Source organism: Sphingomonas sp. KR3-1 (assembly GCF_040049295.1).
In the GTDB taxonomy this organism is placed as follows: domain Bacteria; phylum Pseudomonadota; class Alphaproteobacteria; order Sphingomonadales; family Sphingomonadaceae; genus Sphingomonas.
In genome coordinates this window covers 2,079,439-2,093,888 of record NZ_JBDZDQ010000001.1, presented here as the reverse complement: position 1 = coordinate 2,093,888, position 14,450 = coordinate 2,079,439, and the positions used below count along the sequence as shown (strand labels likewise).

13 protein-coding genes are annotated in these 14,450 nt (G+C 68.1%); 6 read left to right on the top strand and 7 right to left on the bottom strand.

From position 1 onward, the window contains the following. Positions 1-131: 131 nt before the first annotated feature. A complete protein-coding gene (locus ABLE38_RS10265; protein ID WP_348974048.1) occupies positions 132-2,810 on the bottom strand; it encodes a TonB-dependent receptor in 2,679 nt (892 codons plus the stop codon). Between the two features lie 227 nt (positions 2,811-3,037). Between ABLE38_RS10265 and ABLE38_RS10260 the strand changes: the two genes are divergently transcribed. From ABLE38_RS10260 to pdeM, 6 genes are all read left to right on the top strand, one after another. Next, positions 3,038-3,781, top strand: coding sequence for a GntR family transcriptional regulator (locus ABLE38_RS10260; protein WP_348974047.1), 744 nt, complete (start codon positions 3,038-3,040; stop codon positions 3,779-3,781). A gap of 4 nt (positions 3,782-3,785) precedes the next feature. Then, positions 3,786-4,817 (top strand): SIS domain-containing protein, encoded by a 1,032-nt coding sequence (locus tag ABLE38_RS10255; protein ID WP_348974046.1) that lies wholly within the window; start codon positions 3,786-3,788, stop codon positions 4,815-4,817. Continuing rightward, positions 4,817-5,941: an N-acetylglucosamine-6-phosphate deacetylase gene (gene nagA / locus ABLE38_RS10250; RefSeq protein ID WP_348974045.1), complete on the top strand. Its 1,125-nt coding sequence runs from the start codon at positions 4,817-4,819 to the stop codon at positions 5,939-5,941. The genes ABLE38_RS10255 and nagA overlap by 1 nt, the downstream gene beginning before the upstream one ends. An 83-nt stretch (positions 5,942-6,024) precedes the next feature. Then, the gene (locus tag ABLE38_RS10245; RefSeq protein ID WP_348974044.1) at positions 6,025-7,434 is read left to right on the top strand and encodes a M20/M25/M40 family metallo-hydrolase; all 1,410 of its coding nucleotides are present in this window, start codon (positions 6,025-6,027) and stop codon (positions 7,432-7,434) included. Positions 7,435-7,475: 41 nt separating this feature from the next. Further along, entirely contained in the window at positions 7,476-7,907 is a 432-nt protein-coding gene (locus ABLE38_RS10240) for a hypothetical protein (protein WP_348974043.1), read from the top strand. A gap of 31 nt (positions 7,908-7,938) precedes the next feature. Further along, a complete protein-coding gene (pdeM, locus tag ABLE38_RS10235) occupies positions 7,939-8,601 on the top strand; it encodes a ligase-associated DNA damage response endonuclease PdeM (RefSeq protein WP_348974042.1) in 663 nt (220 codons plus the stop codon). Positions 8,602-8,813: 212 nt separating this feature from the next. Here pdeM and ABLE38_RS10230 read toward each other — a convergent pair whose 3' ends face one another. From ABLE38_RS10230 to ABLE38_RS10205, 6 genes are all read right to left on the bottom strand, one after another. Continuing rightward, complete coding sequence (locus ABLE38_RS10230) at positions 8,814-9,518, bottom strand: DUF2807 domain-containing protein (RefSeq protein WP_348974041.1); 705 nt, start codon at positions 9,516-9,518, stop codon at positions 8,814-8,816. Positions 9,519-9,555: 37 nt separating this feature from the next. Continuing rightward, positions 9,556-10,284, bottom strand: coding sequence for a head GIN domain-containing protein (locus tag ABLE38_RS10225; RefSeq protein ID WP_348974040.1), 729 nt, complete (start codon positions 10,282-10,284; stop codon positions 9,556-9,558). Between the two features lie 112 nt (positions 10,285-10,396). After that, positions 10,397-10,930, bottom strand: a complete 534-nt coding sequence (locus ABLE38_RS10220) for a CarD family transcriptional regulator (protein WP_348974039.1) — start codon at positions 10,928-10,930, stop codon at positions 10,397-10,399. 248 nt (positions 10,931-11,178) lie between these two features. Continuing rightward, on the bottom strand, positions 11,179-11,517 hold the full coding sequence (gene fdxA, locus ABLE38_RS10215; protein ID WP_348974038.1) for a ferredoxin FdxA: 339 nt from the start codon (positions 11,515-11,517) through the stop codon (positions 11,179-11,181). Between the two features lie 60 nt (positions 11,518-11,577). Beyond that, a complete protein-coding gene (locus ABLE38_RS10210; protein ID WP_348974037.1) occupies positions 11,578-11,880 on the bottom strand; it encodes a S4 domain-containing protein in 303 nt (100 codons plus the stop codon). Next, on the bottom strand, positions 11,873-14,362 hold the full coding sequence (locus ABLE38_RS10205) for a helicase-related protein (RefSeq protein WP_348974036.1): 2,490 nt from the start codon (positions 14,360-14,362) through the stop codon (positions 11,873-11,875). The genes ABLE38_RS10210 and ABLE38_RS10205 overlap by 8 nt, the downstream gene beginning before the upstream one ends. Positions 14,363-14,450: the final 88 nt, after the last annotated feature.

Below are 14,450 nucleotides of genomic sequence, written 5' to 3'. Positions count from 1 at the left end.
CGGCTTGGATCGGGCGAGCTTAGGCGGTTTCGCCCGGCGCTCAATCGCGGCGTACCGCAAAGAAAAAGGGGCGGCGGGTGGTGCGATCGCTCGTCCATCCGCCGCCCCAGTGCACTACACCAGGTTGGAGATCAGAAGTTCACATTCACGGTCGCGAGCAGCTTGCGGCCGTTCTTGTACACGCCGCGCGGCAGCTGCTGCGTGTTGGCGTACGCGTAATACTGGCTGTCGGTGAGGTTCATGCCCGAGAGCGTGAGGCCGACTTCCTTGGTGAAGTTCCAGGTCGCCGAGACGTCCACATTGGCGGAGTCGCGGACATACATCTGGTCACCGCGGTCGATGCCGGTGAAGTACTTCGAGCGCCAGGTATAGGTCGCGCGCAGCGCCACCGGGCCGCTCTCGAAGAACGGGCTCAGGCTGGCCTGGTGCCGCGAATTGTACGGCAGGTCGGCGTCATTCTCTCCGTGGCCGTCCGAATAGGTATAGTTGGCCAGGATGCCGAAGCCGAGCGGCAGGCTCTGCTGATAGGCGACAGCAAAGCCCTTCACCTTGGCCGAGCCGGCGTTGAACGGACGGGCGATGTTGTAGGTCGTCACCTTGCCCTGCGCCGTGTTGAAGTGCTGCTCCGCCACGGTCTTGGTCAGGATGTAGTTGCCGATGTCCTTGTAGAACACTTCGCCCGACAGGATCGAGTGCGGCGCCAGGTACCATTCGAGCGACGCGTTGAAGTTGTTCGACTTGTACGGCTTCAGGTTGGGGTTGCCGCCGCCGCCGCTGCCGATCTGGTCGGAGAGCCAGAAATAGTTGGTCTCGTCGGCATAGTTCGGACGGGCGATGACCTTGGCCGCGGCGAAACGGAACACCAGGTCCTGCTGCAGGTTGGCGATCAGGTTCAGGCTGGGCAGCCAGTTGCTGTAATGGGTCTTGGTCGTCTGCCAGGTCCAGTCGGTCGCCGCCGCGCAGGTCGCGCCCGCCTTGCAGACATAGCCCGCGCTGTCGGTTGCGGTGTGGACGTAGCGCACGCCGAGATTGCCGCGCACCGGGCCGCTCTCGAAGTTCGCCTGGGCATAGGCCGCGTGGATCTGCTCCTGGATGTCCCAGTTGCCCGCGGTGAACTCGTTCGCCGCGAAGATCGACGGCGTCGGCAGGCCCGGACGGCTCTGCACATAGTTCACCATCGAGTCGCCGTTGATGATGAAGCGGCCGGCCATCTGGTCGTTGATGCCGTTGAAGCCCGACAGATAGTTGCTGGCAACGGTGCTGGTGTCGAACTGCGAGGCCGGCACGGCGAGGTTGGCGAGCGCGATGCCGGCATATTCCTGCGCGGTCTCGTGCTTGCGGTACTTGTAGCCGATCTGGATGCGCTTCAGCGGGCCGTCGAACTTCAGGCCGAGATCCGCCTGGCCGTAGCGCTCCTTGTCGGTGGTCGGCTTGTCGACCAGGTTGCCGCTCCAGCCGGTGTCGGTGACGAAGGCGGCCGGGTTGCCGAGCACGTTGGTGGTGTAGCTGATCGTGCCGGGCTTGTCGGGCGCGCCGCTGATGTCGACGGTGTAGTTCGCCTTGTTGAGGAACTCGAGGAACACCTGCTTCTTGGTGCCGCCGTCGGCGTCGGAGACGCCGCCCTCGACATTGAGGTCCCAATGGACGTCGTCCCAGCCGACCTGGCCGTGGAAGGTCTGCGAGTGCATCTCGGCGACGCGGTACTGCGCGTCGAGCACCGAAAGCGCGTTGGTGAAGCTCGCCTTCTTCACGATGCCGTTCTCGACGGTCAGGCTGTTGAGCCCGGTCGCGCTGTTCCAGACATTGCCCGGGAAGGCGTACATCGACTGGTTGAGATTGTCGTAGGTCGCGTCGATGCGCAGCCAGTCGGCGGTGATCGTCAGCTGGTCGACCGGCTTCCACTGCGCGGTCGCCGAATAGGTCAGCCGCTCGCGGTCTTGGGCGAAATAGGAGGTGCCGAACGCGTTCGGGAACTTCGCCTTCGGGTTCGCGGTCAGCGTGGTCGCGCAGGTGCCCGTGCACGCCGCGGGCACGGTGCCGTTGGCCGTCGGCAACAGGCTCGAATTGGCCGCGCCGGCATCGTTGTTGCCCGCCCAGAAGTCGGCAGTGATCGTGCCGTAGCTCTCCAGGCCGTCGCGGCGCAGCCGGTCCTTGGCGCGCTGGAACGAGGCGAGGATGCCGAAGGTCTTGCTGTCATTGTGCCAGCTGACCAGCGCCGCGCCCTGCACGTCGCCCTTCTTCGAGCGGTCGTTGTAGAGATAGCCGAGCGAGCCGGCGACGACGAGCGGCTTCAGCTCGAGCGGCTTGCGGGTCAGCACGTTGACGGTGCCGCCGATCGAGCCTTCGTCGATGCGCGGCTCGGGCGACTTGTAGACGTCGACGCGGTTGACGAGCTGCGGCGCGAGCAGCGCGTAGTTGAAGGTGCGGCCCGGATTGTCGAGGATGAACCAGTCGGCCGAGGCGACGGTCTGGCCGTTGAGCAGCGTGCGGTTGAGCGCCGGGTCGGTGCCGAGGATCGAGACCTTCTCGCCCTGGCCGAACTGGCGGTCGACGGTGACGCCCGGGACCAGCGTCAGCGCTTCGGCGACATTGGTGTTGGGGAACTTGCCGACATCCTCGGCCGAGATCGAATCGATGATCGCATCGGCCTTGCGCTTGGCTTCGATCGACTGGGCGAGCGAGGCGCGGAAGCCGGTGACGACGATCTCGCCGTCATCCTGCGCTGCGGGCGCGGTGTCTTGAGCATGCGCGGCGCCGCTGAGCAGCGCCATGGCACTGGCCGTGCCGATAAGAAATCCCCGGATCCCCATGTCTCATCCCCTTGGTCAGATGGTTCTGAACGTACTTATGATTCGTTGTGGTATGGCGCTGGAATACCAGTCGCATACCAATACCTGTACCATTCCTCACTGTGCAGGGGTCGTCAAGACGGATTCTTACACCTGAGTTACAGACCGGTGTAATTTTTCGCTAGCATGTGGTCTGTTATTGGTATTAGTGTTGCATCAGGCACACAGCCGACCGATTAGGGGAACCGATGCCGCTGCTGGCGCAAAAGATGAGGCCGCTCGAAGGAGCAGGCAGGGGGCCGCTTTACCGGCAGCTCGAGAACGCGTTGCGCGAGGCGCTGCGCGACAATCTGCTCAAGCCCAACGAAGCGCTCCCCGCCGAGCGCGATCTCGCCGCCGATCTCTCGGTCTCGCGGATCACGCTGCGCAAGGCGATCGACAAGCTGGTCGACGACGGGCTGCTCGTCCGCCGCCACGGCGCCGGCACCTTCGTCGCCGGCCGCGTCGAGAAGCAGTTCGCCAAGCTCTCCTCCTTCTCCGAGGACATGGCCTCGCGCGGCCGCACGGTGCGCAGCGAATGGCTGATTCGCGAGGCGGGCGCGGTGACCGGCGAGGAATCGCTGACCTTCGGGCTCAGCCCGGGCACCGCGGTCTATCGCTTCCACCGCATCCGCTATGCCGACGACGTGCCGATGGCGCTCGAATTCGCGATCATCCCGGGCTTCGGGCTGCCGAGCCTCGATATGGTCGATTCGTCGCTCTATGCCGCGCTCGAATCGACCGGCAATCGCCCGGTGCGCGCGCTCCAGCGGCTGCGCGCGGCGCTGTGCGACGCCGAGCGCGCCGCGCTGCTCGGCGTCGAGGTCGGCGCGCCGGTGCTCTATATCGAGCGCCGCGGCTTCCTCGCCGATGGCCGGGTGATCGAAGCGACGACCAGCTGGTATCGCGGCGACGCCTATGACTTCGTCGCCGAACTCGACACGCGGGGCTGACCGGATGACCAACCCCGAATCGACCCGCATGTTCGCCGAGGCCGGCGAGGCCGGCGCCGTGGTGCGCCGCCAGCTCGATGCCAATCGCCAAGTGGTCCGCGAATTGGGCGCCGAGCTGCGCGCCCGCCGCCCGCGCGGCGTGCTCACCTGCGCGCGCGGCAGCTCGGACCATGCCGCCACCTTCGGCCGCTACCTGATCGAGACCCGGCTGGGGCTGCTGACCACCTCGGTCTCGCCCTCGATCGCCTCGGTCTACGGCGTCGAGACCGACTATTCGGACATGCTCGCGCTCGGCATCTCGCAATCGGGCAAGAGCCCCGACATCCTGGCGGCGATGCGCGCGGCCAAGGAGAGCGGCGCGCGCACCGTGGCGATGGTCAATGTCGAGGATTCGCCGCTCGCCACCGAATCGGACACGCGCGTCCCGCTCCGCGCCGGCCCCGAGATCAGCGTCGCCGCGACCAAGTCGTACATCGCCGCGCTCGCCGCCCAGCTCCATCTGGTCGGCGAATGGGCCGATGACGAATCGCTCAAGGCCGGCCTCGCCGCGCTGCCCGACCTGCTCGAGCAAGCCTGGGACGCCGACTGGTCGCCGCTGGTCGAGCGGCTGCACGATGCGCGCGGGCTCTATGTGATCGGCCGCGGCATCGGCTTCGGCGTGGCGCAGGAAGCCGCGCTCAAGTTCAAGGAGACCTGCGGCCTCCATGCCGAGGCGTTCAGCGCCGCCGAGGTCCGCCACGGACCGATGGCGCTGGTCGGCCCCGGCTTCCCGCTGCTCGTCTTCCGCCAGGACGATGCCACCGCCGACGGCGTCGACGATCTCGTCTCGGACGTGCTCGCGCGCGGCGGCGAAGTGCTGGTCAGCGGCGGCGCGGTGCCCGGCGCGATCCACCTGCCGCACCCTGCCGCGGGCCCGGCGATCGAGCCGATCCTGCAGATCCAGGCCTTCTACCGCGCCGCCAACGCGCTCTCGATCGCGCGTGGCTTCGATCCCGACCGGCCGCCGTCGCTCGCCAAGGTGACCGAGACGATCTGATGCAGGCGCTGATCCCGACTCGCGCGCTGGTCGACGGCGCGCTGCAAACCGGCGTCGCCGTGCTGATCGACGGCGCTCGCATCTTCGGCGTGGTGCCCGCCCAGGCGGTTCCCGCCGAGGCCAAGACACAGCGCCTTGCCGGCACGCTCGCGCCAGGCTTCCTCGACACCCAGGTCAATGGCGGCGGCGGCGTGCTGTTCAACGACGAACCGACGGTGGCGGGCATCGCCGCAATCGGCGCCGCGCATCGCCGCTTCGGCACCACCGGCTTCCTGCCGACGCTGATCAGCGACGATCTCGAGGTGATCCGCCGCGCGGTCGCCGCGGTCGATGCCGCGATCGAGGCGGGCGTGCCCGGCGTGCTCGGCATCCATATCGAGGGGCCGTTCCTCAACGTCGATCGCAAGGGCATCCACTCCGCCGACAAGATCCGCCCGCTCGATGCCGAGGGCATCGCCGCGCTGACCGGCCTCAGGCGCGGCCGCACGCTGGTGACGCTCGCGCCCGAGCGCGTGACCCTCGCCGATATCGAGCAGCTCGTCGCCGCCGGCGTGGTCGTGGCGGCCGGGCACACCAATGCGCGCTACGAGCAGGCCAAGGCCGCGGTGGCGGCGGGCATGCGCGGGGTCACCCATCTGTTCAACGCGATGTCGCCGCTCGGCTCGCGCGAGCCCGGCATGGTCGGCGCCAGCCTCGATTCGGACGCGCTGGTCTGCGGCATCATCGTCGACGGCCATCATGTGAACCCGGCGACGCTTCGCCTGGCGCTACGCTGCAAACGGCCAAGCGGCTTCATGCTGGTCACCGATGCGATGCCCTCGGTCGGTTCGGACGCGAGCGAGTTCGTGCTCCAGGGCAAGCGGATCACGGTGAAGGGCGGCGTCTGCCGCGGCGCCGACGGCACGCTCGCCGGCTCGCATCTCGACATGGCGCAGGCGGTGCGCAACACCGTCGAGCTGCTCGGCACCGATCTCGCCACGGCGCTGGCAATGGCGAGCGAGAGCCCCGCCGCGCTGATCGGCCTTGCCGGCACGCATGGCCGGATCGCGCCGGGCTACGCCGCGGACCTGGTGCTGCTCGACGACGCGGGCCAGGTCGCCGCGACCTGGATCGGCGGGGCCTAGCACCATTCCCCTCCCTGCAAGGGAGGGGAGTTAGAAAGAGCACCCGGCTTGCCCCGCCGCGCCCACAGGCGTAGCCCGTCGCCATGACCGACTCCACCAAGGCGCTCGACTATGTCGAGGCGCATCTCGACGACAGCCTGGACCGACTCTTCGCGCTGATGCGCGTGCCCTCGGTCTCGACCGATCCAGCCTATGCCGACCAGTGCCAGCACGCCGCGCAGCTGCTGTCCGACGAGCTGAACGGCCTCGGCTTCACCGCCCGCGTCGCCCCGACGCCCGGCCATCCCATGGTCGTCGCGTATCATGACGGCCCGGAAGGCGAAAACGCCCCGCACATCCTGTTCTACGGCCATTACGACGTGCAGCCGGTCGATCCGCTCAACCTGTGGACCCGCGATCCCTTCGACCCGGTGATCGAGGCGCGCGCCGACGGGGCGAAGCAGATCGTCGGTCGCGGCGCCTCGGACGACAAGGGCCAGCTGCGCACCTTTGTCGAGGCATGCCGCGCCTGGAAGGAAGCCGAGGGCCGGCTCCCTTGCCGCGTCACGATCCTGTTCGAAGGCGAGGAAGAATCGGGCTCCAAGAGCCTCGAGCCCTTCCTCCATGCCAATGCCGAGGAGCTGAAGGCCGATTTCGCCCTGATCTGCGACACGCTGATGTGGGACACCGAGACGCCGGGCCTCACCATTGGCCTGCGCGGCATGGCCGCCGGCCAGGTGACGATCCGCGCCGCCTCGCGCGACTTGCATTCGGGCCTCTATGGCGGTCCGGCACGCAACCCGATCCAGCTGCTCTGCGACATCCTCGGCGATCTCAAGGACGCCGACGGCCGCGTGACGCTCGCCGGCTTCTATGACGGCGTGCCCGAGCTGGCCCCGGCCGTGCGCGAGAGCTGGGATGCGCTCGGCTTCGACGGCGCGGAATTCCTTGGCGAGATCGGCCTCAGCGTGCCCGCCGGCGAGAAGGGCTATGACGTGCTCGAGCAGGCCTGGGCGCGGCCGACCGCCGAGATCAACGGCATCTGGGGCGGCTATACCGGCGAGGGCTTCAAGACCGTGATCCCGGCCGAAGCACACGCCAAGGTGAGCTTCCGCTTGGTCGGCACCCAGGACCCGGCAAAGGTCTGGGCCTCGTTCGAGGACCATATCCGCAGCCGCCTGCCCGCCGATTGCACGGTGGAGTTCACCGGCCGCGGCCCGGGCAGCCCGGCGGTGACCGTCTCCAGCGACAGCCCGCCGCTCGAGGCGACCCGTGCGGCGCTCGACGCCGAATGGGGCAAGGCAGCGCTGATCGGCTGCGGCGGCGGCATCCCCGTGGTCACGTCGATCTCGAAGATCCTCGGCATGGACACGGTGCTGGTCGGCTTCGCGCTGACCGACGACAACATCCATTCGCCCAACGAGAAATACGACCTCAAGAGCTTCCACAAGGGCATCCGCTCCTGGGTGCGGATCCTCGCGAAGATCGGCGAGATGGCAAAGGTGCCGGCCTGATCGCGCTGGCCCGAATCGGCCGCTTGCGGTAGATTCGGGCCATGCGAAGGGGGGCTCACATCATCGCCATTGCGCTCGGCTGCGCGGCGCTCGCCGCGTGCAAGCCCGATGCGCCCAAGGTCGCGCAGAAGGCCCAGGCAAGCGCGCCCGTGGCGCCTGCGCCGGCTGCGGCCAATGCGCCGCTCAAGGACTGGCTGGCCGGCAGCTGGTCGTTCGAGTCGAGCTGCGCGAGCGACTTCATCGCGCATTATGCGGCGGACGGCAGCCTCGACAATAGCGGCGAGATGGGCAGCTGGGCGCTGGCCGGCGACACGGTGACCGAGACGATCCGCGAGCGCTATGACGCCGCCGCCAGCGAGAATGCCGCCAAGGTCGATCCGCCGCTGACCCGCAGCTACACGATCGCGCGCACCGACCAGGATCACGGCACGATCACCTATCAGGGCCGCAAGGTGCCGATGCTGCGCTGTTGACGCGCGCGGCGCGGCGGACGATAGCGGGTTCATGGTTCTCCTTTCGTTCGCCGGCCATGATTTCAAGGCGCTGCCCGAGGGCGCGCTCTACTGGCCGGCGCGAAATGCCCTGCTCGTCGCCGACCTGCATTTCGAGAAGGGCAGCTGGTTCGCCCAGCGCGGCCAGATGCTGCCGCCCTATGATTCGATCGCGACGCTGCACGCGGTCGAGGCGCTGGCGGCGCGCACCGGCGCGCGCGAGCTCTGGTGCCTGGGCGACAGCTTCCACGATTCGGCGGGCTGCGAGCGGTTGCCGGCGGATGCCCGCGCCTTGCTGACCGGCCTCACCACCCGGCTCGACTGGCGCTGGATCACCGGCAATCATGACAGCCTGCTGGTCGATCATTGCGGCGGCACGATCCTCGAGGAAGCCGAAGTCGATGGCCTGGTCCTGCGCCACGAGGCCGAGCCCGGCGACTCGCGGCCCGAGCTGTCGGGGCATTTCCATCCCAAGCTGCGCTTGCGCATCCGCGGGCGCCAGGTCGCGCGGCGCTGCTTCGTCGCCTCGCCGACCAAGCTGATCCTGCCCGCCTTCGGCGCACTCACCGGCGGGCTCGACGCGCACCACCCCGAGATCGTCCGCGCCGTCGGCAGCCAGGCCCAGGCGCTGGTCGCGCTCGAGGACCGGCTGCTGCGCTTTCCGCTCGCCGCCTGACCGCGCTTGCAATGTAGGATTTTGCCTGCTTGGCTCGTGCAGCCGGGCCCGAACCCGGCCGCTCTTTGACCTGTAGGAAAGATAGGATCGCGCGCGCGAAAGAATGTTGCGAAATACGGCGATTTTGCAGGAAATGGCGTCGCGAATTTTCGCCATTGGTGCGGCCTTCGTGACCTTTGGCAAATCGGCGCAGCGCACGCTGTAGGAAACGCCTAGTCCGCCGGGCGCCCCTCGATATTGGCGCATTCCACCGGCCCGGCCCCGGTCACCGCGCATTTGCCGTTGCCGATCACCCGCACTGCGCCGCTCGAAGTGGCGCTGACCTGGCTGTTGTAGCGCACGTTGATCACCAGCTCGCCGCTGCTGCCCGAGACCAGCACCGCGTCCGCGCTGGTGAAGCCGCTCGCATCGAGGCTGCTCGATCCGTAGAGCCGCACGCGCGTGTGCAGCGCAGTACCGGCGAGCGCCATCGTGCCGGCACCAGCCAGCGTGAGGCTGATGTCCTGCGCGTCGACCGTGCCGATATCGATCCGTCCGCTGCCGTTCTGCGCAACGTCGAGACGAGTGCCGCGCATCTCGGCGATGCGGAGCGTGGTGCCGCCATTGGTCTGCACCACGCGCAGCCCTGGCACGCTGACGCGGATATGCGCCGCGCTCGCCGCCTTGCCGGCCGTGGATTCCCAGCTCGACAGCCCGGAATTGAGGATGAGCGTGCCGGCATCGACGCGCACCGCCACCTGGTCGAGCGCGGCGCGCGGGCCGCTGATCGTCACGCCGGGCGAACCGGGCACGACCTCGACCGCGAAGGGCCCGTCGATGCGCAGCCGGTCGAAGCCGGTGACCATCACCACGCGCTCGTCCCCCGGCGCGGCGGCACCGAGGAGCAGGAAGAGCGGAGCGAGGGCAAGCCGGTGCATCGGCCCACCCTCGCCCGGTTTCAGCGCCTGGGCAAGCTCAGGAGCAATGCGCCTCGCCCGAGCCCAGCGAAGTGACCGCGCATTTCGCGCCGCCGGTGAGCGTCACGTCGCCCGAGCCGATCAGCGACACCGAGACATCGCCCTTCATCACGCCGTTGAGGCTGCCCGAGCCCGCGATCGAGACGCTGCCGCCCGCCGCGCTGTATTTGCTGGCATCGACATCGCCCGACCCGGCGATCGACACCTTGAGTGCGCCGCCGCTGCCGGCGACCTTGATGTCGCCCGAGCCGGCGATCGAGAGATCGGCATTGCTGGCGGTGAGCGCGGCGATGCTGAGATTGCCGGAGCCGGCGACCGCGCCGCTGAAATCGCCCTGCGCCTTGTCGACGCTGAGATCGCCCGAGCCGCCGATCGTCGCGCCGTTGAGCGTAGGCAGCGTGACATGGACCTTCACGCCCCGGTCGCTCGACGAGGACCAGCCATGCTGGTCCTTGCGGCCGACACGCAGCGTGCCGTCGACCACCTGGATCTCGAGCTTGTCGAGCGTGGCCGCGTCGCCCTCGGCGGTGACGGCGAACTGGGCGCCGTTCTTCACGTCGACATCGTCGGGGCCGCGCAGGTCGACCTTGGTGAAGCCGCTGGCGGCGAAGCTGCGGCTGACGCCGGTGCCGCTCGGCGGAACCGCCTTGCCTTCCTTCTCCCAGCTGGCGTGGCAGCCGGTGGTCGCCATCAGCGGCACCAGGGCCAGGGCGAACAATGCGCGCATGTCGTTTCCTCCCGAACTATGTGTGTTGTAGGCACAATACACCAACGTGCGGACAAGGAAAAGGGGCGGTTTTCAAGGCCGCCCCTCCTCAGGTTTCCGTTGCTGATCGAGATCAGGCCGGAACCTTGTCCTTGTTCCAGGTCACCGCTGCCTTGCGCAGGATGTCGAGGATCTTCTCGAGCGCGGCCGGCTCGTCGATCTCTTCCATCGCCGCGAGCTCGCGGGCGAGGCGGCTTGCGGCCGCTTCGAAGATCTGGCGCTCCGAATAGCTCTGCTCGGGCTGGTCGTCGGCACGGAACAGGTCGCGGACCACTTCGGCGATCGACACGAGGTCGCCCGAATTGATCTTCGCTTCATATTCCTGGGCGCGGCGCGACCACATGGTGCGCTTGACCTTGGGCTTGCCCTTGAGCGTATCGAGCGCTTCCCTGAGCGTCTTGTCGCTCGACAGCTTGCGCATGCCCACGCTTTCCGCCTTGTTGGTCGGAACGCGGAGGGTCATCTTCTCCTTTTCGAAACGCAGCACGTAAAGCTCGAGCTGCATCCCCGCGATTTCAGATTTCTGGAGCTCGATAACACGGCCAACGCCGTGCTTGGGGTAAACGACATAATCGCCGACATCAAAGGACAGCGCCTTGGCAGCCATGTGCGAGGAACCTTTCGTGTAACCGGCCCCAACGGGTGCGGTGTCCACCCCGGCGGGAGTGCAGGGCGGGCTGGTCGGGGCGACTTCTTTTTGTTTCTCCGGGCGGAGGTGAGTCTTCCTCCGTCGCGCCCCATTTAACACGCTTGCAATAAAATTACCAGCCAAACGTCACCGTTCGACCCCGCCAAAATGCGGTTTCTCGCAGGTTTATGTGGATTTCGCGGGATTAACCGCCAAATCGGGTAAGCCTAACTGCCCGATCCGGGCTCGGCCGAGAAGAACTGCTCGAACTTGCCCTCGACGTCCTTCATCGCATCGGCATCGGCCGGCACGTCGCCCTTCTGGGTGATGTTGGGCCAGCTCTCCGAATAGGTGCGGTTGAGCTCCAGCCACTTTTCCAGGCCGTTCTCGGTGTCGGGCAGGATCGCCTCGGCCGGGCATTCGGGCTCGCAGACGCCGCAGTCGATGCACTCGTTCGGGTTGATGACGAGCATGTTCTCGCCCTCGTAGAAGCAGTCGACCGGACAGACTTCGACGCAGTCCATGTACTTGCACCGGATGCAGGCGTCGGTGACGACATAGGTCATGGAAACTGGCCCCTTGGAACGACGAACTGTCGGTTCTGCTATGCCCGTCGATTCCAGACGTCAATCAGTTGGCGCTTCCTGCGAGACGTTCTCAGCGACGCTGAGGTCCTGATAACAGGCCCTTCCCTCTGCCGGCGGGCCCCGCCTGACAGGGAGTTGCTCGACCCGGACGACGCGCACCTTGCCATAGAGCGGGAAGGCGACGACGCACCCGACCCGCACCGATGCCGAGCTCCGCTCGATGCGGCGCCCGTCGATGCGCAGCGTGCCCTTCTCGGCGATCGCCTGCGCTGCCGAGCGCGTGGAGGCCAAGCGCGACCACCACAGGAACCGGTCGATCCGCATTGCCGCGCCCTCAGCCATGCTTGAGCTCCGCGAGCACGGCGAAGGCATTGTCGCGCGGCGGCGCCTTGGGCGTGGGCGCGGCGACCAGGCCCTGCCAGATCCAGCGCGGCGGCTGGCCCTCGGCGGAACGGGCGGTGCGGAAGCCGAGCTGGGCCATCAGCCGGGCCAGCGTCGCGGGAGTGAGCCCCATCGAGGTGGCGAGCGCGGGATCGGGGGCGAAGGGCTTCCGCCCCTGGCGCGCGTCGTGCGCGGCGCGGGCGATCCGCTCGACCAGATCGACGCGCACCGCCTGGGCACCGAGCGGACGATAGCCGTGCGGCAGATCGGCGCCGGGCGCACCCCGGGCGAGCACGCTCGCGCCTTCGCCGGGCGCATCGGCCAGCCCCATCAGCTCGCGCCGCCAGCGCGCAGCGGCGGGCTTGAGCAGGGCGGGCGCGAAGATGTCGAGCGTGCCGATGGTCACGCCGATCTTGCGGAGCCGCTGGCGGGCGGGCGGATCGAGCGCCTCGACCAGCGTCGCGGCAGCACGGCGCGGCAGCAGCCCGCCGGCTTCGAGCAGCGCATTGGCGAGCGCACGCAGCGGCGAGCCGGCCTGGGGATCGCGCGTCGCTGCGTCGAGCTTGCCGAGCACGGGCAGGTGCCGGGCGATCTGATCGGCGAACCAGCGCTCGAGCCGGGCCTGGACGGCGGCCTTGGCGGATTGGTCGAGGACGTCGAGCGCGCGATCGAGGCGGATGCGCGGGCGGGCGATATTGGGGCCGGGCTCAAGAGCGGCGACCTCGACGCCCTTCCACTCGAGGTTACCCGGCGTTCGTCGGGAAATAAGGCGGATCTCCTCATCGGACGCCTCCACCAGCGCCGCACCGCGCTTGCGATACTCGCTGCCGAGCCTTTTCTCCGCCGCCGCGAGCAGCATGCGCTTGTCCGCCGCCCGCGCATCGGGAGCGACGGTGAAGCGGAAGCCCTGCAGCGTGCCGAGCGGATGCTCCTCGACACTGACTTCGCCCTCGAGCCCGATCGTTACCGGCAGGTTCGAGGCATCGGCGCCGATCTGGCGGAGCAGCACGGTGGTGCGCTTGTCGACGAAGCGCTGGGTGAGGCTGGCGTGGAGCGCGTCGGACAGCTTCTCCTCGATCGCGCGCGTCCGCTCGGCCCAGTGGACCGGGTCCTCCAGCCAATCGGCGCGGTGAGCGATATAGGCCCAGCTGCGCGCCGCGGCGATCCGGCCGGCGAGCGTCTCGACATCGCCGCCCATATTGTCGAGCCGCTGGATCTCGTCGGCGAACCATTGGTGCGGCACGTGTCCGCGCGCTTCGGAGAGGTGGCCGAACAGGCGGCCAACGAAGCGGCTGTGCGGCTCGGCGCCGAGCTTGCGGAAATCGGGCAGGCCGCAGGCGGCCCAGAGCCGCTGGACCATCGCTGGCGAGCGCACCCGCTGGCGCACCCAATCCTCCTCCGACAGCCGCTTGAGCACCGCGAGGTCGATCGCTTCGGGTGCGGCACGCAGCACCTCGTGGTGCGGCTTGGCCTCGAGGCTGGCGATCAGCGCCTTGACGCTGTCGAAACGCGGCTCGCCCTCGCGCCAGTAGAGCTTCTCGAGCGGCGGCACCCGGTGCGCCTCGATCGCCAGCACTTCCTCGGGCGTGAAGGCGTTGGGACCCTGCTCGTGCAGCGCGCCGAAGCTGCCGTCCTTCTGGTGGCGCCCGGCACGGCCGGCGATCTGCGCCATCTCGGCCACGGTCAGCCGCCGCTGGCGGCGCCCGTCGAACTTGTTGAGCGAGGCGAAGGCGACATGGTGGACGTCCATGTTGAGCCCCATGCCGATCGCATCGGTCGCGACGAGATAGTCGACCTCGCCGGCCTGGAACATCTCGACCTGGGCGTTGCGGGTGCGCGGGCTCAGCGCGCCCATCACCACCGCCGCGCCGCCGCGGAGCCTTCGAAGCGCCTCGGCCACGGCGTAGACTTCCTCGGCACTGAACGCGACGATCGCGCTGCGCCGGGGGAGCCGCGAGAGCTTCTTGGCGCCGGCATAGGAGAGCGTCGAGAAGCGCGGCCGGCCGATCACTTCGGCCTCGGGGACCAGCGCCTTGAGCATGGGTTTCAGCGAATCCGAACCGAGGATCATCGTCTCCTCGCGGCCGCGGGCGCGCAGCAGCCGATCGGTGAAGACATGGCCGCGCTCGGGATCGGCGCCCAACTGCGCTTCGTCCAATCCGACGAACGCGACGTCGCGCTCCAGCGGCATCGATTCGGCAGTGCACAGGAACCAGCGCGCCTTGGGCGGCAGGATCTTCTCCTCGCCGGTGATCAGCGCGACTTCGTCCGCCCGACCCTTCATCCGGACGACGCGATCATAGACCTCGCGCGCCAGCAATCGCAGCGGGAAACCGATCATGCCGCTGGCATGACCCGCCATCCGCTCGACTGCCAGATGCGTCTTGCCGGTGTTGGTGGGGCCCAGCACGGCGGTGATCTCGGAACGCGCGAAACGACTCATTGCACCTGCCAAGATCGTTCCGAGTCGCCCCTTAAGCAACTCCCCCGGGTTGGACTTTCGCCTTAACCATGTTGGAAAGACTAGCGAA